Genomic DNA, 19,929 nt, shown 5'->3' with positions numbered 1-19,929 from the left:
GCGCGTTTTTGCTTTTGTCTGAGCCCCTGCCTTGGGTTTATTGAAAGGGTGGCACCATCGCTACTTTTGCTGACCGTCGTGCGATTCCCGAGCGAAAGCATCGGCTGAACCGTGAAATTCTTGCTCCCGAAGTCCGCCTGAATGGCCCGGAAAACGAGCCTATCGGGGTTGTGAGCATCCAGGAAGCCCTGCGCATGGCGGGTGAGCTGGATGTGGACTTGGTCGAGATCTCTGCCACCGCCAACCCGCCCGTGTGCCGGTTGATGGATTACGGCAAGTTCAAGTACCAGGAGCAGAAGCGTGCTGCCGAGGCCAAGGCCAAGCAGAAGGTCATCGAGATCAAGGAAGTCAAGTTCCGCCCGGGTACGGACGAGGGCGACTACCAGATCAAGATGCGCAATCTGCGCCGCTTCATTGCCGAAGACGGTGACAAGGGTAAGGTGACGCTGCGTTATCGCGGTCGCGAAATCACCCACCAGGACATCGGCATGCGCTTGTTGGAGCGCATTCGCGATGAGCTGTCGGATGTGGCCGTGGTCGAGAACATGCCCAAGCTGGAAGGCCGGCAGATGATCATGGTGTTGGCGCCCAAGAAGCGCTGACGCAAGAGGCCTCGGCGCGAGCCGAGGTCTTGCAGTTTCAACCCGCCGATTTGGTCGTCGGCGGGTTTATTAGTCTCCAGAGGCCAACAAGTGCAGCGAGTGAATCGAGGCCGCCCCTGGGACGTACTTAAAAGGAGCAATAACATGCCCAAAATGAAGACCAAGAGCAGCGCGAAGAAGCGTTTTCGCGTGCGTCCGGGTGGTACCGTCAAGCGCGGTCAGGCGTTCAAGCGCCACATCCTGACCAAGAAGACCACGAAGAACAAGCGCCACCTGCGTGGTGCGACCGACGTGCATGAAACCAACATGGGTCACATCGCTCAGATGCTGCCCTTTGCTGGTCTGTAATCCACATATTCAAGGAGATACAACATGCCTCGCGTCAAACGTGGTGTAACCGCCCGTGCTCGTCACAAGAAGGTCCTGGCTCTGGCCAAGGGCTTCCGTGGTCGTCGTAAGAACGTCTTCCGCATCGCCAAGCAGGCGGTGATGAAGGCGGGCCAGTACGCCTACCGTGACCGCCGTGCCAAGAAGCGCGTGTTCCGTGCCCTGTGGATTGCGCGTATCAACGCCGCAAGCCGCGGTCTGGGACTGACCTACAGCAAGTTCGTGGCTGGCCTGAAGAAGGCTCAGATCGACATCGACCGCAAGGTCCTGGCCGATCTCGCCGTCAACGATCCTGCTGGTTTTGCCAGCATCTTCGCCAAGGTGAAGGCCGCTCTCGCTTAATTGCCAGCAGCCAGCCCGCTCTGCGGGTTGGCCGTGGCGGCCCCGGTGCAAGCCGGGGCGCGCACCTTTAAAGGCCGACACCCTGGTGTTCGGCCTTTTCTTATTTGATTCCGACTCGCCCCAGCGATGAACGACCTCGATCAACTGCTTCAAAGCGCCCAGGCAGAGTTTGCCGCGGCCAACACACCCGCCGACCTGGAAAATGCCAAGGCCCGATTCCTGGGCAAGTCTGGGCGGGTCACCGAGCTGATGAAGGGACTGGCTGCCCTCACGGTCGAGAAAAAGAAGAGTCGTGGCGCCGAGATCAACCAGCTCAAGCAAGGCATCGAGAGCGCGCTGACGGCGCGCCGCCAGCAACTCGCCGACGCCGAGCTGGCCCTGCAACTGAAGGCCGAGGCCCTGGACGTGAGCCTGCCCGGCCGCCAGCGTGGCACCGGTGGCCTGCACCCGATCACGCGTGCGATGGAGCGCATCGAGGCCATCTTCGGTTCGATGGGCTTCGACGTCGCCGACGGCCCCGAGATCGAGACCGACTGGTTCAGCTTCTCGGCACTGAACAACCCCGAGAACCATCCCGCGCGTTCGATGCAGGACACCTTCTACGTGGACATGAAGGACGAGGGCGGCCGCTGGTTCAATCTGCGCCCGCACACCTCGCCGATGCAGATCCGCTATGCGCAGGCGCATGCGCGCCGCTATGCGCATCAGGCGAGCACACCCGAAGGGATGCCGGAAATTCGCGTGATCGCACCCGGCCGCACCTACCGCGTGGACAGCGACGCCACCCATTCGCCCATGTTCCACCAGGTCGAGGGCCTGTGGGTGGGCGAGAACATCAGTTTCAAGGATCTGAAGTCGGTCTACCTGAACTTCATCACGGCCTTCTTCGAGACCGACGCGCTCGAGTTGCGCTTCCGCCCCAGCTACTTCCCCTTCACCGAGCCCAGCGCCGAGATCGACATCATGTTCGAGTCCGGCCCGCTGAAAGGCCGTTGGCTGGAGGTCTCCGGTGCCGGCCAGGTGCACCCCCAGGTGATACGCAATATGGGCCTGGACCCGGAGCGCTATATCGGCTTCGCCTTCGGCTCGGGCATCGACCGCCTGGCCATGCTGCGCTATGGCGTGAACGACCTGCGCCTGTTCTTTGATGGCGATCTGCGCTTCCTGTCCCAGTTCAAGTGAACGAGACGCTGCTGCCGCCCACCACCGAACAAGCCTGAAGAGAACAAGACATGCAATTCCCCGAGTCCTGGCTGCGGAGCTTCTGCAATCCGCCCCTGAATACCCAAGAGCTGGCCAATCTGCTCACCATGTCCGGCATGGAGGTGGAAGAGCTGCGCCCCGCCGCGCCGCCCTTCCATGGCATCGTGGTGGCCGAGATCCTTGAGGCCGAGCAGCACCCTAACGCCGACAAGCTGCGCGTGTGCAAGGTCAACGCCGGCGCTCAATTCAACAATGGGGAGCCGCTGCAAATCGTCTGCGGTGCACCCAACGCGCGCGCCGGCATCAAGGTGCCGCTGGCCACGGTGGGCGCCGAGCTGCCCCCGGGCGAGGATGGCAAGCCCTTCCAAATCAAGGTGGGCAAGCTGCGTGGTGTGGAAAGCTTCGGCATGCTGTGCTCGGCGCGCGAGCTCAAGCTCAGCGAAGACCATGGCGGCTTGCTGGAGCTGGATGCCGGTGCGCCGATCGGGCAGGACATCCGCCAGCATCTGAATCTCGACGACACGCTCTTCACCCTCAAGCTCACGCCCAATCTGGGCCATGGCCTGAGCGTCTATGGCATCGCGCGCGAGGTCTCGGCGCTGACCGGCACGCCGCTGCAGACCCCGGCATTCCCGCCGGTGGCGCTCAAGCACCAGGACCAACTGCCGGTGCGCGTCGAGGCGCCCGATCTGTGCGGCCGCTTTGCCGGCCGCATTGTGCGCGGAGTCAACACCAAGGCGAAGACGCCTGCCTGGATGGTGGAGCGTCTGGCGCGCTGCGGCCAGCGTTCGGTGACGGCGCTGGTGGACATCTCCAACTACGTGATGTTCGAGTACGGCCGCCCCTCGCATATCTTCGATCTGGACAAGATCCGCAACGAGCTGGTGGTGCGTTGGGGCCGGCCGGGCGAGACGCTCAAGCTGCTGAACGGCAACACCATCGAGTTGGACGAGAAGGTCGGCGTGATCGCCGATGCCGAGCAGGTGGAGTCGCTGGCCGGCATCATGGGTGGCGACGCCACCGCGGTGTCGGATGACACGCGCCATGTCTATGTCGAGGCCGCATTCTGGTGGCCCGAGGCGGTGATGGGGCGCGGCCGCCGCTACAACTTCTCCACCGATGCCGGGCACCGCTTCGAGCGCGGCGTGGACCCCGCCACCATCGTCGAGCATATCGAGCGCATCACCCAGCTGATTCTGGACATCTGCGGCGGCGAGGCCGGCCCGGTGAGCGATCAGACCCTGGCCCTGCCCGAGCGCAAGCCGGTGCAACTGCGCGTGGCACGTGCCGCCAAGGTCATCGGCATGCCCATCACGCAGGCCGACTGCGTCGGCGTGTTCCAGCGTCTGGGCCTGGAATTCAGCGAGCAGCCCGGCGTGCTGACCGTCACGCCGCCGAGCTGGCGCTTCGACATCCAGATCGAGGAAGACCTGATCGAGGAAGTCATCCGCGTGCTGGGCTACCCCAAGCTGCCGGCCACGCCGCCGCTGGCCCCCATCGTCGGCAAGACGCGCTCGGAAGCGCGCCGTGGCGTGCATGCGCTGCGCCATGCCGTGGCCGCGCGCGACTACTTCGAGACCATCAACTTCAGCTTCGTCGAAGAGCGTTGGGAGCAGGAGCTGGCGGGCAATCAGCAGCCGATCCGTTTGCTGAACCCGATTGCGGCGCCGCTCTCGGTGATGCGCACCAGCCTGCTGGGCAGCCTGCTCAACGTGCTGCGCTACAACCTGACGCGCAAGGCGCCGCGCGTGCGCGTGTTCGAAATCGGCCGCGTGTTCCTGCGCGATGCCTCCGTGGCACAGGGCGATGCGAGCATCAATGGCGTGGCCCAGCCGCTGCGCCTGGGCGGCCTGGCCTGGGGCCCGGCCGAGCAGCAGCAATGGAGCCAGCGCGAGCGCGCGGTGGACTTCTTCGACGTGAAGGGCGATCTGGAGGCCTTGTTCGCGCCGCGCCAGCTGCGCTTTGTCGCTGCCGAGCATCCGGCCCTGCACCCGGGCCGTAGCGCTCGCGTGGAACTGGACGGCCGCGACATCGGCGTGCTGGGCGAGTTGCATCCCAAGTGGCGCCAGGGTTACGAACTGCCCAGCGCGCCCATCCTGTTTGAACTGGACCTCGACGCCGTGCTGGCGCGCAGCCTGCCGGCAGGGCAGGGCGTGCCGCGCCAGCAGGCCGTGCTGCGCGATCTTGCCGTGATCGTGGGCGAGCAGGTCACGCATGAATCCTTGATGCAGGCCATCACCGGCGTGCAAAGCGGACTGGTACGCTCGGCCAGACTTTTTGATGTGTTCAAGCCGGCGCAGGCGAACGCCGAGTTCAAGGACGGCGAGCGCAGCATGGCCGTGCGGCTGGAGCTGCTGGACGACGAGAGCACCCTGACCGACGAACGCATCGAGCAAACGGTGGCTGCCGTGGTGGCCGCGCTGGGCGACAAACTGGGCGCGCGTCTGCGCGGCTGAGGACATGCTGATGAGCGACGACGATACCAAGGAGCAGGGCGCGCGCGTGCTGCTGCCCAGCCTCGAGACGCCCACGCTGACCAAGGCCGAGCTCGCCGAGCTGCTGTTCGACAAGCTGGGCCTCAACAAGCGCGAATCCAAGGACATGGTCGAGGCCTTCTTCGACATCATCCATGCCAGCCTGGTGCAGGGCCGCGATGTGAAGCTGTCGGGCTTCGGCAACTTCAACATCCGCCGCAAGGCGCCGCGCCCGGGGCGCAATCCGCGCACCGGCGAGGCGATTCCGATCAAGGCCAGGAATGTGGTTACTTTTCATGCCAGCCACAAACTCAAAGCTGCGGTACAAGGGGAAGCCCCCGTCGCAGACGACTTCGAGTAGAGTCTGACCTCCGCACCTGAAGCCCTTGATTTCAATGGACAAAGCGCTTCCCGCCATTCCCGCCAAACGTTACTTCACCATTGGTGAGGTGAGTGAGCTGTGCGGTGTGAAGCCCTATGTGCTGCGCTACTGGGAGCAGGAGTTCACGCAGCTCAAGCCTATGAAGCGGCGCGGCAATCGGCGCTATTACCAGCACCATGAGGTGTTGCTGATCCGGCGCATCCGCGATCTCTTGTACGACCAGGGCTTCACCATCAGCGGTGCGCGCAATCAGCTCACCGAGGGTGGCGCGGCGCGTGGCGATACCGCCAGCAGCTTCCGTGAGGAGGCGCATGCCGCGGAGCTGATCGGATTCACGCAAGACCTGACCCCTGGCCATGTGCCGGTGTCAGCGATGGCGGCGGGCGTGCACGACAGTGCGCGCGCCACGGTCAGCCTGGAAAAACTCTCGTTGGATCAGGTGCGGGAAGAATTGCTGTCGATTCGAGCGAGTTTGCTTGCAATCTAGTCAAAAATCGTTCTATAATCTTTTTCTCAGTCGGGGCGTAGCGCAGCCTGGTAGCGCACTTGCATGGGGTGCAAGGGGTCGCGAGTTCGAATCCCGCCGCCCCGACCAATGAAAACGAGAAACCCAGCATCGCAAGATGCTGGGTTTTGTCGTATCTGGAGCCCGCGTTTCGAAGCGGCCGGATCAGCCCAGTGCCATCGCGCCCATGCGTTCCACGCGCTGGTGCAGGAAGGCGAGTGCCAGCTTGGAATCGGGCTGCAGGCGTTGGCCGATGTAGAGCTCCTGGCGCCGTTCGCTGATCTGGGCGCGCAGACGGTTCGCCATCACGCCCAGCGGATCCAGGCCTTTCAACTCGGCGCGTTCGATGGCGATCCAGAGCTGGTGCATGGGGTGGGCTTGCAAGGCCAGCAAATGGGCCTGCACGACGCGCAATCGGCCCTGCACGGCCAACTCGCTGCGGCGCAACCATTCGAGCACGGCACTGCCATTGCTGCCGGTCACCTTGAGCGGGTCTTCGCCCGCCGCCAACAGCAGCGCTTCCAGCCTGGGGCGGTCGCCAGCGGCATAGGCCTCGTTGGCGGTCATCATCTGATCCTCGCGTAGGCGGCGCTCGCGCTCACCGCGCGCGAGGTCCGGATGCAAGCGCATTGCGGCGCGGCGGTAAAGCTGCTTGAGCGTGGGTGGCGCGACGTCGACGATGCCGCCCTGGGGTTCAACCGGCATCGGGGCCGCACTGGGCAGCACGCTCAGGCGGGGCAGATCGGTGGCTCGCGGCGGCAGCGGCGCCCGCGCATCGACGCCATGGCTGCGCAGCGCTTCGGAGAGGTAGGTCATGGCCAGATGCAGCTGCGATTCCAGCGCATCGAGTTCCATGTAGAGCGGCCCGAGCGTGGCCACGTAGCGATCGATGAAGGCCGTGAGCCGGCCGTGCAACTGGCCGAAGGCCTCTTCCTGGCTGACCACATAGCGCTGCAGGTCGGCCATTTGGGAGCGACGGCGCATCAACTCGTGTTGCGTGATCGCTGGTTTCATCATGGGGCTCGCGGAGTATGGGTGGCCGGAATCGGCGCTGCACTAGGATGGCCTATTGTTGCGCGCATTCTGGCCCCGTCAAAGTAAGAACAGCCCGCGATCGCGGGCTGTTTCGAGTCGGCTAGGGAAAGCCCTCAGGGCTGGGAGGCGGCGGATGCCGGTGCCGCCGCAGGCTCGCTGGCCGAGGCGGCCATCGGTATGGATCCCTCGCTGACCGGCGCCACCGCGGGCGCGACATGGGCCGCCGGTGTCTCCACGCTCGATGCGGCCATCGGCAGCAGCGGCACGATCAGCAGCGCCACGATGTTGATGATCTTGATCAGCGGGTTGACCGCCGGGCCGGCCGTGTCCTTGTAGGGATCGCCCACGGTGTCGCCGGTCACCGCGGCCTTGTGGGCCTCGGAGCCCTTGCCGCCGTGATGGCCGTCTTCGATGTACTTCTTGGCGTTGTCCCAGGCGCCACCGCCGGTGCACATCGAGATGGCCACGAACAGGCCGGTCACGATGGTGCCCATCAGCAGACCGCCCAGCGCGGCCGGGCCCAGGAGCAGGCCCACCAGCACCGGCACCACCACGGGCAGCAGCGAGGGCACGATCATTTCCTTGATCGCAGCGGTCGTCAGCATGTCCACGGCGCGGCCGTACTCGGGCTTGCCCGAGCCGTCCATGATGCCCTTGATCTCCTTGAACTGGCGGCGCACTTCCACCACCACGGCGCCGGCCGCACGGCCCACCGCCTCCATGGCCATCGCACCGAAGAGGTAGGGGATCAGGCCACCGATGAAGAGGCCCACGATCACCTTGGGATCGCTGAGGTCGAACTTCACGTCGATGCCGCGTGCCGACAGCGAGTGCGTGTAGTCGGCAAACAGCACCAGGGCCGCCAGGCCGGCCGAACCGATCGCATAGCCCTTGGTCACGGCCTTGGTGGTGTTGCCGACGGCGTCCAGCGGATCGGTGACGGCGCGCACACTCTCGGGCAGCTCCGACATCTCGGCAATACCACCGGCGTTGTCGGTGATGGGGCCGTAGGCGTCCAGCGCGACGACGATGCCGGCCATGCTCAGCATCGACGTGGCCGCCACCGCGATGGCGTAAAGCCCGCCCAGCGCATAGGACGCGATGATGGCGGCGCAGACGAACAGCACCGGCCAGGCGGTGGAGCGCATCGACACGCCCAGGCCGGCAATGATGTTGGTGCCGTGGCCGGTGGTCGATGCCTGCGCGATGTGCTGCACCGGCGAATACTGCGTGCCGGTGTAGAACTCGGTGATCCAGACCAGCACGGCGGTCAGCACCAGACCCACCGCGCATGCGCCGAACAGGCGCAGCTGCGTGCCAGCACCCAGCGCGTCATCGGGCACCACGGCCTTGGTGACGAAGTAGAAGGCGATCAGCGACAGCACGCCGGCCACCGTCAGCCCCTTGTAGAGGGCCGGCATCACGTTCTTCATGCCGGGGCTGGCCTTGACGAAGCTGCAGCCGATGATGGAGGCGATGATGGAAACGCCACCCAGCAGCAGCGGGTAGAGCACCGCGGCCATCGGTGCGCTGGTGACGACCAGGGCGCCCAGGGCCATGGTGGCGATCAGCGTCACCGCATAGGTCTCGAACAGGTCGGCCGCCATGCCGGCGCAGTCGCCGACGTTGTCGCCGACGTTGTCGGCGATCACGGCGGGGTTGCGCGGGTCATCCTCGGGGATGCCGGCCTCCACCTTGCCCACCAGGTCGGCGCCGACGTCAGCGCCCTTGGTGAAGATACCGCCGCCCAGACGCGCGAAGATCGAGATCAGCGAGGAGCCGAAGGCGAAGCCCAGCAGCGGCTTGAGCGTGGCGGAGTCCACCTTCTCGCCGCCGCTCAGGAACCAGAAGAACAGGCTCACGCCCAGCAGGCCCAGGCCCACCACCAGCATGCCGGTGATGGCGCCACCCTTGAAGGCGACGTTGAGGGCGGGGCCCATGCCTTGCGTGGCCGCCTGCGCGGTGCGCACATTGGCACGCACCGACACGTTCATGCCGATGAAACCGCAGGCGCCCGAGAGCAGGGCGCCGACCACGAAGCCGACGGCGGTGGTCTTGTCCAGGAACAGGGCAATCAGGATGGCAAGCACCACACCGACGATCGCAATCGTCTTGTACTGCCGGGCCAGATAGGCCGCAGCGCCCTGCTGGATCGCCGCGGCGATCTCCTGCATGCGGGCATTGCCGGCATCCTGACTGAGAATCCAGCTTCGTTGGATGAAGCCATACAGAACCGCGGCCAGGCCGCAGGCCAGCGCGAAATACAGCGCCAAACTCGTCGACATGTACATGTCTCCTCTGTTGTATCTGCCGTTGTTGAAGACGCCCCGTCTCTGAACGCCAGTCCTGCACGCTTCGTATCAACAGGGTCGCTGAGTTCATGCTAAGTGAGGGGCGTGACGCTTGGATTGCGCGTTTACCAGCGGATGCGGGTAAACGAGATTGAAGCGGGCTTGAGGCGGCGTCCAGGCTTCAGGCGTCAGGCCCCTATCAGCTGAGCCTCTAGAATGCGGGTTTCCCCCTGGCCGTAGAGAACACAATGAGCCTGCACAACGTGACCCCCGGCGCCAAGGCGCCCGAACAGTTCAACGTGATCATCGAAATCCCGATGAACGCCGACCCGATCAAGTACGAGGTCGACAAGGAGACCGGTGCCATGTTCGTGGATCGTTTCATGACGACCGCGATGCACTACCCCTGCAACTATGGCTACATCCCGCAGACCCTGTCGGATGACGGCGACCCGGTGGACGTGCTGGTGATCACCCCCTTCCCGCTGACCCCTGGCGTGGTGGTGACCTGCCGTGCCGTCGGCGTGCTGAAGATGGACGACGAGGCAGGCGGCGACGCCAAGCTGCTGGCCGTGCCGATCGACAAGATCCTGCCCATGTACACGCATTGGCAGAAGCCCGAGGACGTGAACAAGATGCGCCTCAACGCCATCCAGCATTTCTTCGAGCATTACAAGGACCTGGAACCCGGCAAGTGGGTCAAGGTGCAGGGCTGGGAAGGCCCGGAGGCCGCCAAGGCCGAGATCATGTCCGGCATCGCCGCCTACGCCAAGCAGCAGCAGAAGTAAGGTCAGCCCTGCTGCCGATGACAAGAGCGCCGCGAGGCGCTTTTGTCGTTTCTGGGGTCAGGTCATGCCTTCTTGAAGGGCTGGTGCTGTTCCAGTTCGTTCACGTAGTCGTGCATGGCCTCGCCCTCGCGCGCCAGGAATTCGGCCACCGCGTCGCGGAACTGCGGGTGCGCCAGGCGGTGGGCCGACTGCGTGCCCACCGGCATGAGCCCGCGCGCCATCTTGTGCTCGCCCTGGGCGCCGCCCTCGAAGCGCTGGTAACCCTGGGCCAGGCACCAGGCCAGGGGCTGGTAATAGCAGGCGTCGAAATGCAGGCAGGGGACGGCTTCCAGGGCACCCCAGTAGCGCCCATAGGCGGTGCGGCGCTCGGGATCCAGGGCGAGCAAGGAGGCGGCCAGGCGCTCGCCCTCGCGGTAGGCGATGAACATCAGCCAATGCTGCGCCATCTGCCGGCTCGCCTCGGCGAAGAAGCTGCGACTCAGATAGGGCGTGCTGCGATGTGCGCGGTAGGTGAGGGTGTAGCAGCGGTAGAAGAAGTCCCAGTCCTGCGCGCTGATCTGCGCGCCTTCGCGCACCTCGAAGCGCACCCCGGCCTCGCGCACGCGGCGCTGCTCCTGCTGGATCTTCTTGCGCTTGTCGCGTTGCAGGCTGGCCAGATAGTCCTTGAACTCGCGCGGCGTCTGCTGGGTGTTCTGCCAGTGGAACTGCACGTTGTGGCGCGGCAGCCAGCCCGCGCCCTGCAGGGCGGCCATGTCCGCGTCACTGCAGAACAGCACATGGGCAGAGGAGAGCTGCAACTGCGCTGCCAGCGCCTGCAGGCCGCGCACCAGGGCGTCGCGCGCGGCCGCGTCGCGCGCCAGCAGGCGCGCGCCCGGCACCGGCGTGAAGGGCACGGCCACCAGCAGCTTGGGGTAGTAGCTCAGGCCATGGCGCGCATAGGCGTCGGCCCAGGCCCAGTCAAACACGTATTCGCCGTAGGAGTGGCTCTTCAGATAGGCCGGGCAGGCGCCCACCAGTTCATCGCCATGCCAGAGGCTCAGGAACTGCGGCTGCCAACCGGTGGAGGCCACCGCCGAGCCGCTGGCATGCAGGGCCTGGAAATATTCCAGCCGCATGAAGGGCGTGGGCAGCTCCTGCGCGCGCAGCAAATCGTTCCAGGCTTGCAGGGGCAGATCATGGGGATCGGTAGCAACCCGAATGACATAATCGGCGACGCCTCGATTCATGCTTTTGCCCTGCGCTTGCCAGGGCTCGCCAGGACCCCGCGCCCATGTCTGTGAAAGTCGCGCTTGCGCAAATCAATGTCACCGTCGGCGATCTGGCCGGCAACGCCAGCAAGATCATCGAGTACGGCCGGCGTGCCCATGCGCAAGGTGCCCGATTGCTGCTCACGCCGGAGCTGAGTCTGTGTGGCTATCCGCCGGAGGATCTGTTGCTGCGGCCGGCCTTCATGGAGGCTTGCGCAGCCAGCCTGCGCCTGATTGCCGAAGAGCTTGCCGCGTGCGAAGGCTTGCATGTGGTGGTGGGGCATCCGCATCAAATGGACGATGGCGGGGATCTTAGGTCCAAGTCCCTGAGCGTGCCGCGCCGCTTCAATGCGGCCTCGGTGCTGGCAGGGGGACAGGTCTTGCGCACCTATTGCAAGCGCGAGCTGCCCAACTACCAGGTGTTTGACGAGCGCCGCTATTTCATCTCCGGCCGCGATGCGGGGCAGGGTGCGGTGGTGTTCGAGATCGATGGCCTGCGTTTCGGGCTGACGATTTGCGAAGACGCCTGGTTCGAGGAGCCCGCGCGTGCCGCCAGGGCCGCGGGCGCCCAGGTGCTGTGCGTCTTGAACGCCTCGCCCTTTCATCTGGGCAAGGTGGCCGAGCGCGAGGAGCGCATGGCCCAGCGCGCGCGCGATGTGGGGCTGCCGCTGCTCTACGCCCATCTGGTGGGCGGGCAGGACGAGGTGGTGTTCGACGGTGCTTCCTTCGCGCTCGATGCCCAGGGCCGGGTGGTGGCGCGTGCGCCGATGTTCGAGGAGGACCTGACGCTGATCGAACTGGGCGCCGATGCCTGCCCGCGGGGTCAGGTCATGCCCTTGCCGGAGCTGGAGGCGCAATGCTGGGCGGCGCTGGTCACCGGGGTGCGCGACTACATCGGCAAGAATGGCTTTCCGGGCGCCATCATCGGGCTGTCGGGCGGCATCGACTCGGCCCTGGTCTTGGCGGTGGCGGTGGATGCGCTGGGTGCGGATCGCGTGCGCACCGTGATGATGCCTTCGCCCTATACGGCTGACATCTCCTGGATCGACGCACGCGACATGGCCGAGCGCCTGGGCGTGCGCTACGACGAGAAGTCCATCACGCCCATGTTCGAGGCCTTCACGCAAAGCCTGGCGGGCGAATTCGCCGGCCTGCCGCTGGACGCCACTGAGGAGAACATCCAGGCGCGCGTGCGCGGCACGCTGCTGATGGCGCTGTCCAACAAGTTCGGCTCCATCGTGCTCACCACCGGCAACAAGAGCGAGATGGCGACCGGCTACTGCACGCTTTACGGCGACATGGCGGGCGGCTTCGCCGTCATCAAGGATGTGGCCAAGACCCTGGTGTTCCGCCTGGCGCGCTGGAAGAACGAACAGCCGACGCGGCGCGCCGATGGCACGCTGGGCCCGGTGATTCCGGAGCGCATCATCACCCGGCCGCCCTCGGCCGAGTTGCGCCCGGATCAGAAGGACCAGGACAGCCTGCCGCCTTACGAGGTGCTTGACGCGATCCTGGCGCGCTATATGGAAGAAGACCAGTCGATCGCCGAGATCGTCGCGGCGGGCTTCGCTGCGGCCGACGTGGAGCGCGTCACCCGCCTGATCAAGATCAACGAATACAAGCGGCGCCAGGCGCCCATCGGCATACGCATCACGCACCGCGCCTTCGGACGCGACTGGCGCTACCCGATTACCTCCAAGTTCCGTGCTTAAATTGCCCCAATCCTTTCAAATCGCTGGAGTCAGACCATGAAGCAGATCACCGCCATCATCAAGCCCTTCAAGCTGGACGAAGTCCGCGAGGCTCTGGCCGAGGTGGGTGCATCGGGTCTGACGGTGACCGAGGTGAAGGGCTTCGGCCGCCAGAAGGGCCATACCGAGCTCTACCGCGGTGCGGAGTACGTGGTGGACTTCCTGCCCAAGGTGAAGGTGGAAGTGGTGGTCAAGGACGATGACGTCGAGCGCTGCATCGACGCCATCCTGAAGGCGGCCAAGACCGGCAAGATCGGCGATGGCAAGATCTTCGTCACCCCCGTGGAGCAGGTGGTGCGCATCCGCACCGGCGAGACCGACGAGGCGGCGGTCTAAGGCCTCAGGTCAGCAGGCGCTGCCACAGGGCGGCGCCCCAGATGCCTGCGCAAAGCAGCAGCGCCAGGAACACCGCGGCGCTGGCGATGTCCTTGGCGCGCTTGGACAGTTCGTGCAACTCGAACGAGATGCGGTCGATCGCGGCCTCGATGCCGGAGTTCAGCAGCTCCACGATCAGCAGCAACAGCAGCGAGCCCAGCAGCAGCGCCACCTCGACCCAGTTGCGGCCCAGCCAGAAGGCCGCCGGCGTGGCCACTACCATCAACCAGACTTCCTGCCGAAACGCGCTTTCGCCCGTGTAGGCCGCGCGCAGGCCGGCCATCGAGTAGCCGGTGGCGCGCAGGATGCGATCCAGGCCGGTGCGGCCCTTGTGCGGATTGCTCATGCCTTCTTGGGGGGCAGTTGCGTGATGAGGCGGGTGCGGCTCAGCACATCGTGCAGGAACTGCCCTTGCGGATGCAGCTTGGCCAGCAGGGCATAGCCCAGCACGCCGGCCAGCAGGGTGCCGAAGATCGCCCCCAGGCCATGCAGGCCCATCGCGTAGACGCTCACCAGCGCCGGCATGAACCACAGCCAGCTCAGCAGATAGCGCAGCAGCGCGCGCGCCTGGGTGAGCGGGGCACCCTGTTGGTCCACCACGCGCAGATGCCAGGCCTTCATCGCCACGGTCTGACCGCCATGCGACCAGAACCAGATGAAGTAGATGCCCAGCACCACGAACAGGAAGGCCTGCAGGCCATGCTGGCCCTGCATGGCATGGCGCTGCTGGGTGAGGGCCGAGTACAGATAGCCGGCCACGAACACCACGCCGAACAGCAACACGCCCTCGTACATGAAGCAGGCCATGCGGCGCAGCAGGCCCGGCGCCTGCGGGCTATTCATCGCTTCGCTCATCGTCAGTTGGCGCGCGCCTTCGGCAGCAGGGTCTTGGGGTCGACCAGATCGGGGTCGGCCAGCACCTTGGGTTGGCCGGCGGTCTGGTGCGCGGGCAGCGTCTTGACCTGCGTGATCAGCACGGTGGTGGCGCCAGGTCGGGCCTGCAGGATGGACGGTGCCACGGCCGTGATCGGTGCCACGGACGGTGCCGGCACCAGATTGGATTTGGCAAGGCTCAGCGGCGCCGCGGCCTTGCCGCCTGGAGCCGTGCTCGCCGCGGGCAGGGTCTTCTGGCTGGCGCGGTCCGCCAGCGCCTGGCGACGCTCGGGGGGCAGGGCTTGGTAGGCCTCCCATTTGGCCTGCAGTTCATTGTTCTTGAGCTGCGGCGTGGACTGGAAGCCGACCCGGGCCTGCTGGCGCTCGATCGGGCTCAGCTTGGTCCACTCGATCATGCGCTCGCGGATGCGCGCCTGTTCGTCGGCCGGCAGCGTATGGAAGCGCGCCGCCACCTCCAGCCATTTGCCGCGGCGCGAGCTGTCGAGCTTGTCCCATTCCTGCTGCAGCGGGGCCAGGGCCGAGCGCTGGGCCGGGCTCAGGGCCTGCCAACTGCCGATGCCCAGCAGGCCCGCGGCAGTACCCGCCGGCAGCGGTTTGGCCACGGCGCTGGCGGCGGGGCTGGCCGGCACCGCACTGGCCGTGTCTGCGCTGGGCTCGGGCGCCTGCGCGCCGGCCGGCTGCACGGGCAGCCAGGCCGTCATCAGGCCGAGGGCGAGAGTGATGGAATGGGCGGCGAGCGAACTTGTTGGGAGTGGCCGGATCATGTTCTCAGTCGGTCACTCGGGCTGCTCGGTCGCAGGTTGCTGGTCTTCGTTCAGATACTCACGGAAGCCGGGGTCGCTGTAGGCGGCGGGCGGCAGCTGGGTCGACAGCAAGGCCGTGTCCACTTCCGCCGCGGCCAGGATCTGCTGGTACCACTGGCTGTGCTGGATCAGCAGCAGGCCCAGTACCAGCAAGAGCAGGGGGCCCAGCGATGCCAGCTTGAGCCAGCGTGAAGGCTTGCCGCCGGGGCCGCCTTGCAGGGCCAGGCTGTCGCCCTGGGGAACGGCTGCCGCTTGTTGCACCAGTTCGGGCTGCGCCAGGCGCGCCGCCTTGGCTTTCAACATGGCCTGCTCGCGCGCGAAGCGCAGGCGTTCACCGATATCGGCCGGGAGTTGCTCGCACTGGGCATTCAGGCCCGCGGCGACGCTCAGGCCAAAGCGTGCCATGCGCGCTTCCTGGTCCTGACTGATCTGCGAGTGCTGCTTGCTCATAATGTGATTCCCTTGGCTTTGAGTGACTTGGCCAATGAATGAACCGCTCGCGAGCAGTGTGTCTTAACACTTCCCTCGGAGCAACCCATCACGGCCGCGGTCTCGGCGACATCCAACTCTTCCCAGTAACGCAGCAGGAAGGCTTCCCGTTGACGCGCCGGCAACATAGATACTTCCTGATCGATGGCCTGCAGGATCTGGCCCTTGGAAACCTCGTCGGCCGCGCTCAGCGCGCCCATCGCGCCGTCCTGCGATTCGAGGGTTTCCAGCAGGTCGAAATCGCCGTCGGGGTCTGATGACTCGAAGTCCGACATGTTGTGCATGACGGCGTTTCTGACCTTCTGGCGCCGGAACCAGTCCATCGTCGCGTTCGACAGGATGCGCGGGAACACCAGCGGCAACTCGGCCGCCGGGCGGTCGAAGTACTTCTCGGCCAGGCGGATCATGGCGTCCTGCACGATGTCCAGCGCGGCATCGTCGTCACGGACCAAGTAGGCCGTTCGTTTGAAGGCCCGGCGTTCGGCGCTGCGCAGAAAGTCGTTGAGTTCTTTATCGGAAGCCAATGTGGAAAGGGCAAGCCCTGAGCTGGCAAAACGACGCGAATTATTGCATTGCGAGAGCGGACCCTAGGGAAATCATTGGTGACCGCGGGTTTGCGTGCATAATGCTGCTTCGCACAAAGAGTTCTTAGTCTCAAGCTGGCTGCCCAACCGGGGCGCCTCGTTTTTGACCGCACAGGCTCCGAATCCACCTCACGAGGGTGCGAGAAGGGGCACCGATGGTTTTTCGTTAGAGAAATTCACAGAGGTTCTATATGGACATGTCTGCCGCGGACGCCAAGCGTGCTGCGACCCCCGATGGTCGTGCACAACCGCACAATACCCCCCCCTCGTCGGAGCCGAACGGCTCTGAAATCCTTGTTCGCAGCCTGCAGGCCGAAGGTGTCAAGTACCTTTGGGGCTACCCGGGCGGCTCGGTGCTGTACATCTACGACGCACTGTACAAACAAGACCATATCCAGCATGTGCTGGTGCGCCATGAACAGGCCGCCGTGCACGCCGCTGACGGCTATGCCCGCGCCACTGGCGAAGTGGGTGTTGCCCTCGTGACCTCAGGTCCGGGTGTGACCAATGCCGTGACCGGCATTGCCACCGCCTACATGGACTCGATCCCGATGGTGATCATCACCGGCCAGGTGCCCACGCCGGCGATCGGCCTGGATGCCTTCCAGGAATGCGACACCGTCGGCATCACCCGCCCCATCGTCAAGCACAACTTCCTGGTGAAGGATGTGCGCGATCTGGCGATGACGATGAAGAAGGCCTTCCATATTGCCCGCACCGGTCGCCCCGGCCCGGTGGTGGTGGACATCCCCAAGGACGTCTCGCTGAGCAAGGCACACTTCAGCTACCCCACCCATGTGGAGATGCGCTCCTACAACCCGGTGCGCAAGGGCCATAGCGGCCAGATCCGCAAGGCGGTGCAGCTGCTGCTGCAGGCCAAGCGCCCCTATATCTACACCGGTGGCGGTGTGATCCTGGGCGAGGCCTCGAAGGAGCTGCGCGAGCTGGTGGACCTGCTGGGTTATCCGGTCACCAATACCTTGATGGGCCTGGGCGCCTTCCCGTCCAGCGACCCGCGCTTCCTCGGCATGCTGGGCATGCACGGCACCTACGAGGCCAATATGACCATGCAGCATTGCGATGTGCTGCTGGCCGTGGGCGCGCGCTTCGATGACCGCGTGATCGGCAATCCCAAGCATTTCGCCCAGGTGGAGCGCAAGATCATCCATGTGGACATCGACCCCTCGTCGATTTCCAAGCGGGTGCGCGTGGACATCCCCATCGTCGGCGACGTCAAGGATGTGCTGCAGGAGTTGATCCACCAGATCCGCGAGGCCCAGGCCAAGCCCGATGCGGCCGCCATCAACGCCTGGTGGAGCCAGGTGAACGAATGGCGCCGCCGCGACTGCCTGGCCTACAAGAAGGACAGCGGCGTCATCAAGCCGCAGGCCGTGGTGGAAACGCTGTGGAATCTGACCCGCGACCGCGACACCTACATCACCTCCGATGTGGGCCAGCACCAGATGTGGGCCGCGCAGTTCTACCGCTTCGATGAGCCGCGCCGCTGGATCAATTCCGGCGGCCTGGGCACCATGGGCGTGGGCCTGCCCTATGCCATGGGCATCAAGCTGGCCAAGCCCGAGTCGGATGTGTTCTGCATCACCGGCGAAGGCTCGATCCAGATGTGCATCCAGGAACTGTCGACCTGCCAGCAGTACAAGACGCCTGTGAAGATCGTCTCGCTGAACAACCGCTACCTGGGCATGGTGCGGCAGTGGCAGGAGCTGGACTACGGCAAGCGCTACTCGCACAGCTATATGGATGCGCTGCCCGACTTCGTCAAGCTGGCCGAGGCCTATGGCCACGTCGGTCTGCTGGTCGAGCGCCCCGAGGACGTGGAGCCCGCCCTGCGCGAGGCGATCCGGCTGAAGGACCGCACCGTGTTCCTGGACGTGCGCACCGACCCGACCGAAAACGTCTGGCCCATGGTGCAAGCCGGCAAGGGCATCTCGGAAATGCTGCTGGGGTCCGAGGACCTCTGAGGTGCGGAAGGCGATGTGCAGGCTTGTTGTTACCGCAGCAAGCTCAGCGCGTCGCCGGATGCACGGCAGAGCGGCCCCAAGCGTTCCCTTCCACTGACATCGAACAGCGTGGCCAAGGGCCGGCGGTTACCGCCGACGGTCTGAAGAGCGCGCAGGACGAGGACTCATGAAACACATCATTGCACTGCTCATCGAGAACGAGCCGGGCGCGCTGTCGCGCGTCGTCGCCTTGTTCTCCGCCCGCGGCTACAACATCGAAAGCCTGACGGTGGCGCCGACGGAAGACGCGTCGCTGTCGCGCATGACCATCGTCACCACCGGCTCCGACGAGGTGATCGAGCAGATCACCAAGCACCTGAATCGCCTCATCGAGGTGGTCAAGGTGGTCGACCTGACCGAGGGCAATTACACCGAACGCGAGCTCATGCTCATCAAGGTGCGCGCCGTCGGCAAGGAGCGCGAGGAAATGAAGCGCACCGCCGACATCTTCCGCGGCCGCATCATCGACGTGACCGAGAAGACCTACACGATCGAGTTGACCGGCGACAGCTCCAAGCTGGACGCTTTCATCGATTCCATCGACCGCACCGCGATTCTTGAGACCGTGCGCACCGGTGCCAGCGGCATCGGCCGCGGCGAACGCATCCTGCGCGTCTGAACGCCTTTCCTACCCAACACCCCTGAACCGTTTTTTCCTGGAGACCGACATGAACGTTTACTACGACAAGGACGCTGACCTGAGCCTCATCAAGGGCAAGAACGTCACCATCATCGGCTATGGCTCACAAGGCCATGCCCATGCACAAAACCTGAATGACAGCGGCGTCAAGGTGACCGTCGGTCTGCGTCGTGGTGGTGCATCCTGGGCCAAGGCGGAGAACGCCGGCCTGAAGGTGGCCGAGATTGCCGACGCCGTGAAGGCGGCCGACGTGGTGATGATTCTGCTGCCGGACGAGCAGATCGCCGAGGTCTACAAGCGCGAGGTCGAGCCCAATATCAAGCAGGGCGCCTCGCTGGCCTTCGCTCATGGCTTCAACGTGCACTACGGCCAGGTCACGCCGCGCGCCGACCTGGACGTCTGGATGGTTGCCCCCAAGGCCCCCGGCCACACCGTGCGCGGCACCTACACCCAGGGTGGCGGTGTGCCGCACCTGATCGCCGTCTACGCCGACAAGACCGGCAAGGCGCGCGATCTGGCGCTGTCCTACGCCTCGGCCAATGGCGGCGGCAAGGCCGGCATCATCGAGACCAATTTCCGCGAAGAGACCGAGACCGACCTGTTCGGCGAGCAGGCCGTGCTGTGCGGTGGCGCCGTGGAACTGATCAAGGCGGGCTTCGAGACCCTCACCGAGGCCGGCTATGCGCCCGAGATGGCCTACTTCGAGTGCCTGCACGAGCTCAAGCTCATCGTGGACCTGATCTACGAGGGCGGCATCGCCAACATGAACTACTCGATCTCGAACAACGCCGAGTATGGCGAGTACGTGACCGGCCCGCGCGTGGTGACCGAAGCCACCAAGAACGCGATGCGCCAATGCCTGAAGGACATCCAGACCGGTGAATACGCGAAGAGCTTCATCCTGGAGAACAAGGCCGGCGCGCCGACCCTGCTGAGCCGTCGCCGCCTGACCGCCGAGCACCCGATCGAGCAAGTGGGCGAGAAGCTGCGCGCCATGATGCCCTGGATCAAGAAGAATCGCCTGGTCGATCAATCCAAGAACTGAGTCTCGCTCATGCCCTGAAGCCGCGCAGCCTTGAGGCCGCGCGGCTTTTTTGCTTGGCCCGCTGTTGTATC

The 19,929-nt window shown here is 65.1% G+C and carries 21 protein-coding genes and 1 tRNA gene; 14 read left to right on the top strand and 8 right to left on the bottom strand.

Annotated elements, in window-relative coordinates; all coding sequences use genetic code 11:
- Positions 1-104 precede the first annotated feature (104 nt).
- The 8 genes from infC (at position 105) to PFX98_RS23890 (ending at position 5,985) form a co-directional block, all read left to right on the top strand.
- Complete coding sequence (gene infC, locus PFX98_RS23925; protein WP_285235688.1) at positions 105-602, top strand: translation initiation factor IF-3; 498 nt, start codon at positions 105-107, stop codon at positions 600-602.
- Positions 603-746: 144 nt separating this feature from the next.
- Positions 747-950 (top strand): 50S ribosomal protein L35, encoded by a 204-nt coding sequence (rpmI, locus tag PFX98_RS23920; RefSeq protein ID WP_285232969.1) that lies wholly within the window; start codon positions 747-749, stop codon positions 948-950.
- A 24-nt stretch (positions 951-974) separates the two neighbouring features.
- Positions 975-1,331 carry a 50S ribosomal protein L20 gene (gene rplT, locus PFX98_RS23915; RefSeq protein ID WP_102766472.1) on the top strand — a complete coding sequence of 119 codons (357 nt, stop codon included), beginning with the start codon at positions 975-977 and terminating at the stop codon, positions 1,329-1,331.
- Positions 1,332-1,457: 126 nt separating this feature from the next.
- A complete protein-coding gene (gene pheS / locus PFX98_RS23910) occupies positions 1,458-2,513 on the top strand; it encodes a phenylalanine--tRNA ligase subunit alpha (protein ID WP_285232968.1) in 1,056 nt (351 codons plus the stop codon).
- A 50-nt stretch (positions 2,514-2,563) separates the two neighbouring features.
- Positions 2,564-4,990 (top strand): phenylalanine--tRNA ligase subunit beta, encoded by a 2,427-nt coding sequence (gene pheT / locus PFX98_RS23905; protein WP_285232967.1) that lies wholly within the window; start codon positions 2,564-2,566, stop codon positions 4,988-4,990.
- A gap of 10 nt (positions 4,991-5,000) precedes the next feature.
- Positions 5,001-5,369, top strand: coding sequence for an integration host factor subunit alpha (locus PFX98_RS23900; RefSeq protein WP_285232966.1), 369 nt, complete (start codon positions 5,001-5,003; stop codon positions 5,367-5,369).
- A gap of 34 nt (positions 5,370-5,403) precedes the next feature.
- On the top strand, positions 5,404-5,877 hold the full coding sequence (locus PFX98_RS23895) for a MerR family transcriptional regulator (RefSeq protein WP_285235687.1): 474 nt from the start codon (positions 5,404-5,406) through the stop codon (positions 5,875-5,877).
- Between the two features lie 31 nt (positions 5,878-5,908).
- Positions 5,909-5,985 (top strand) — tRNA-Pro (locus PFX98_RS23890).
- A 75-nt stretch (positions 5,986-6,060) separates the two neighbouring features.
- Here PFX98_RS23890 and PFX98_RS23885 read toward each other — a convergent pair.
- Both PFX98_RS23885 and PFX98_RS23880 read right to left on the bottom strand, forming a co-directional pair.
- A complete protein-coding gene (locus PFX98_RS23885) occupies positions 6,061-6,879 on the bottom strand; it encodes a hypothetical protein (protein ID WP_285232965.1) in 819 nt (272 codons plus the stop codon).
- Between the two features lie 164 nt (positions 6,880-7,043).
- Positions 7,044-9,215, bottom strand: a complete 2,172-nt coding sequence (locus PFX98_RS23880) for a sodium-translocating pyrophosphatase (protein WP_285232964.1) — start codon at positions 9,213-9,215, stop codon at positions 7,044-7,046.
- A gap of 254 nt (positions 9,216-9,469) precedes the next feature.
- Here PFX98_RS23880 and ppa point away from each other — a divergent pair, with 254 nt between their 5' ends.
- Positions 9,470-10,009: an inorganic diphosphatase gene (gene ppa, locus PFX98_RS23875; protein ID WP_285232963.1), complete on the top strand. Its 540-nt coding sequence runs from the start codon at positions 9,470-9,472 to the stop codon at positions 10,007-10,009.
- 62 nt (positions 10,010-10,071) lie between these two features.
- Here ppa and PFX98_RS23870 read toward each other — a convergent pair whose 3' ends face one another.
- Positions 10,072-11,235 carry a GNAT family N-acetyltransferase gene (locus tag PFX98_RS23870; protein ID WP_285232962.1) on the bottom strand — a complete coding sequence of 388 codons (1,164 nt, stop codon included), beginning with the start codon at positions 11,233-11,235 and terminating at the stop codon, positions 10,072-10,074.
- Between the two features lie 44 nt (positions 11,236-11,279).
- On the opposite strand from PFX98_RS23870, the gene PFX98_RS23865 reads away from it, so the two are divergent.
- Both PFX98_RS23865 and PFX98_RS23860 read left to right on the top strand, forming a co-directional pair.
- Positions 11,280-12,968, top strand: coding sequence for an NAD+ synthase (locus PFX98_RS23865; RefSeq protein WP_285232961.1), 1,689 nt, complete (start codon positions 11,280-11,282; stop codon positions 12,966-12,968).
- A 36-nt stretch (positions 12,969-13,004) separates the two neighbouring features.
- Positions 13,005-13,343 (top strand): P-II family nitrogen regulator, encoded by a 339-nt coding sequence (locus PFX98_RS23860; protein WP_241298315.1) that lies wholly within the window; start codon positions 13,005-13,007, stop codon positions 13,341-13,343.
- A gap of 4 nt (positions 13,344-13,347) precedes the next feature.
- Here the strand turns inward: PFX98_RS23860 and PFX98_RS23855 are convergent, their stop codons facing one another.
- From PFX98_RS23855 to PFX98_RS23835, 5 genes are read right to left on the bottom strand one after another with little or no spacing between them, the layout of a single operon-like run.
- Positions 13,348-13,728, bottom strand: coding sequence for a diacylglycerol kinase (locus tag PFX98_RS23855; RefSeq protein WP_285232960.1), 381 nt, complete (start codon positions 13,726-13,728; stop codon positions 13,348-13,350).
- A complete protein-coding gene (locus tag PFX98_RS23850) occupies positions 13,725-14,225 on the bottom strand; it encodes an RDD family protein (RefSeq protein ID WP_285232959.1) in 501 nt (166 codons plus the stop codon). Before PFX98_RS23850 ends, PFX98_RS23855 begins: the two co-directional genes overlap by 4 nt.
- 14 nt (positions 14,226-14,239) lie before the next feature.
- Entirely contained in the window at positions 14,240-15,040 is an 801-nt protein-coding gene (locus PFX98_RS23845; protein WP_285232958.1) for a DUF3106 domain-containing protein, read from the bottom strand.
- 12 nt (positions 15,041-15,052) lie between these two features.
- Positions 15,053-15,529, bottom strand: coding sequence for a DUF3619 family protein (locus PFX98_RS23840; RefSeq protein ID WP_285232957.1), 477 nt, complete (start codon positions 15,527-15,529; stop codon positions 15,053-15,055).
- Positions 15,526-16,092 (bottom strand): RNA polymerase sigma factor, encoded by a 567-nt coding sequence (locus PFX98_RS23835; RefSeq protein WP_285232956.1) that lies wholly within the window; start codon positions 16,090-16,092, stop codon positions 15,526-15,528. Before PFX98_RS23835 ends, PFX98_RS23840 begins: the two co-directional genes overlap by 4 nt.
- 251 nt (positions 16,093-16,343) lie before the next feature.
- Here PFX98_RS23835 and PFX98_RS23830 point away from each other — a divergent pair, with 251 nt between their 5' ends.
- The 3 genes from PFX98_RS23830 (at position 16,344) to ilvC (ending at position 19,858) form a co-directional block, all read left to right on the top strand.
- The gene (locus PFX98_RS23830; RefSeq protein ID WP_285232955.1) at positions 16,344-18,134 is read left to right on the top strand and encodes an acetolactate synthase 3 catalytic subunit; all 1,791 of its coding nucleotides are present in this window, start codon (positions 16,344-16,346) and stop codon (positions 18,132-18,134) included.
- Positions 18,135-18,300: 166 nt separating this feature from the next.
- Positions 18,301-18,792 (top strand): acetolactate synthase small subunit, encoded by a 492-nt coding sequence (gene ilvN / locus PFX98_RS23825; protein WP_285232954.1) that lies wholly within the window; start codon positions 18,301-18,303, stop codon positions 18,790-18,792.
- Between the two features lie 49 nt (positions 18,793-18,841).
- Entirely contained in the window at positions 18,842-19,858 is a 1,017-nt protein-coding gene (gene ilvC / locus PFX98_RS23820) for a ketol-acid reductoisomerase (protein WP_285232953.1), read from the top strand.
- Positions 19,859-19,929: the final 71 nt, after the last annotated feature.

Source organism: Paucibacter sediminis (genome assembly GCF_030254645.1).
Classification (GTDB): domain Bacteria; phylum Pseudomonadota; class Gammaproteobacteria; order Burkholderiales; family Burkholderiaceae_C; genus Paucibacter_B; species Paucibacter_B sediminis.
This window is presented reverse-complemented; position numbering and strand designations above follow the sequence as displayed.

Bases quoted from the DNA above. Each gene is read 5' to 3' on its own strand.
- rpmI (WP_285232969.1), top strand. From the start codon at position 747: ATGCCCAAAATGAAGACCAAGAGCAGCGCGAAGAAGCGTTTTCGCGTG.
- rplT (WP_102766472.1), top strand. From the start codon at position 975: ATGCCTCGCGTCAAACGTGGTGTAACCGCCCGTGCTCGTCACAAGAAG.
- pheS (WP_285232968.1), top strand. From the start codon at position 1,458: ATGAACGACCTCGATCAACTGCTTCAAAGCGCCCAGGCAGAGTTTGCC.
- pheT (WP_285232967.1), top strand. From the start codon at position 2,564: ATGCAATTCCCCGAGTCCTGGCTGCGGAGCTTCTGCAATCCGCCCCTG.
- PFX98_RS23900 (WP_285232966.1), top strand. From the start codon at position 5,001: ATGAGCGACGACGATACCAAGGAGCAGGGCGCGCGCGTGCTGCTGCCC.
- PFX98_RS23895 (WP_285235687.1), top strand. From the start codon at position 5,404: ATGGACAAAGCGCTTCCCGCCATTCCCGCCAAACGTTACTTCACCATT.
- PFX98_RS23885 (WP_285232965.1), bottom strand. From the start codon at position 6,879: ATGCGCCGTCGCTCCCAAATGGCCGACCTGCAGCGCTATGTGGTCAGC.
- PFX98_RS23880 (WP_285232964.1), bottom strand. From the start codon at position 9,215: ATGTCGACGAGTTTGGCGCTGTATTTCGCGCTGGCCTGCGGCCTGGCC.
- ppa (WP_285232963.1), top strand. From the start codon at position 9,470: ATGAGCCTGCACAACGTGACCCCCGGCGCCAAGGCGCCCGAACAGTTC.
- PFX98_RS23870 (WP_285232962.1), bottom strand. From the start codon at position 11,235: ATGAATCGAGGCGTCGCCGATTATGTCATTCGGGTTGCTACCGATCCC.
- PFX98_RS23865 (WP_285232961.1), top strand. From the start codon at position 11,280: ATGTCTGTGAAAGTCGCGCTTGCGCAAATCAATGTCACCGTCGGCGAT.
- PFX98_RS23860 (WP_241298315.1), top strand. From the start codon at position 13,005: ATGAAGCAGATCACCGCCATCATCAAGCCCTTCAAGCTGGACGAAGTC.
- PFX98_RS23855 (WP_285232960.1), bottom strand. From the start codon at position 13,728: ATGAGCAATCCGCACAAGGGCCGCACCGGCCTGGATCGCATCCTGCGC.
- PFX98_RS23850 (WP_285232959.1), bottom strand. From the start codon at position 14,225: ATGAATAGCCCGCAGGCGCCGGGCCTGCTGCGCCGCATGGCCTGCTTC.
- PFX98_RS23845 (WP_285232958.1), bottom strand. From the start codon at position 15,040: ATGATCCGGCCACTCCCAACAAGTTCGCTCGCCGCCCATTCCATCACT.
- PFX98_RS23840 (WP_285232957.1), bottom strand. From the start codon at position 15,529: ATGAGCAAGCAGCACTCGCAGATCAGTCAGGACCAGGAAGCGCGCATG.
- PFX98_RS23830 (WP_285232955.1), top strand. From the start codon at position 16,344: ATGGACATGTCTGCCGCGGACGCCAAGCGTGCTGCGACCCCCGATGGT.
- ilvN (WP_285232954.1), top strand. From the start codon at position 18,301: ATGAAACACATCATTGCACTGCTCATCGAGAACGAGCCGGGCGCGCTG.
- ilvC (WP_285232953.1), top strand. From the start codon at position 18,842: ATGAACGTTTACTACGACAAGGACGCTGACCTGAGCCTCATCAAGGGC.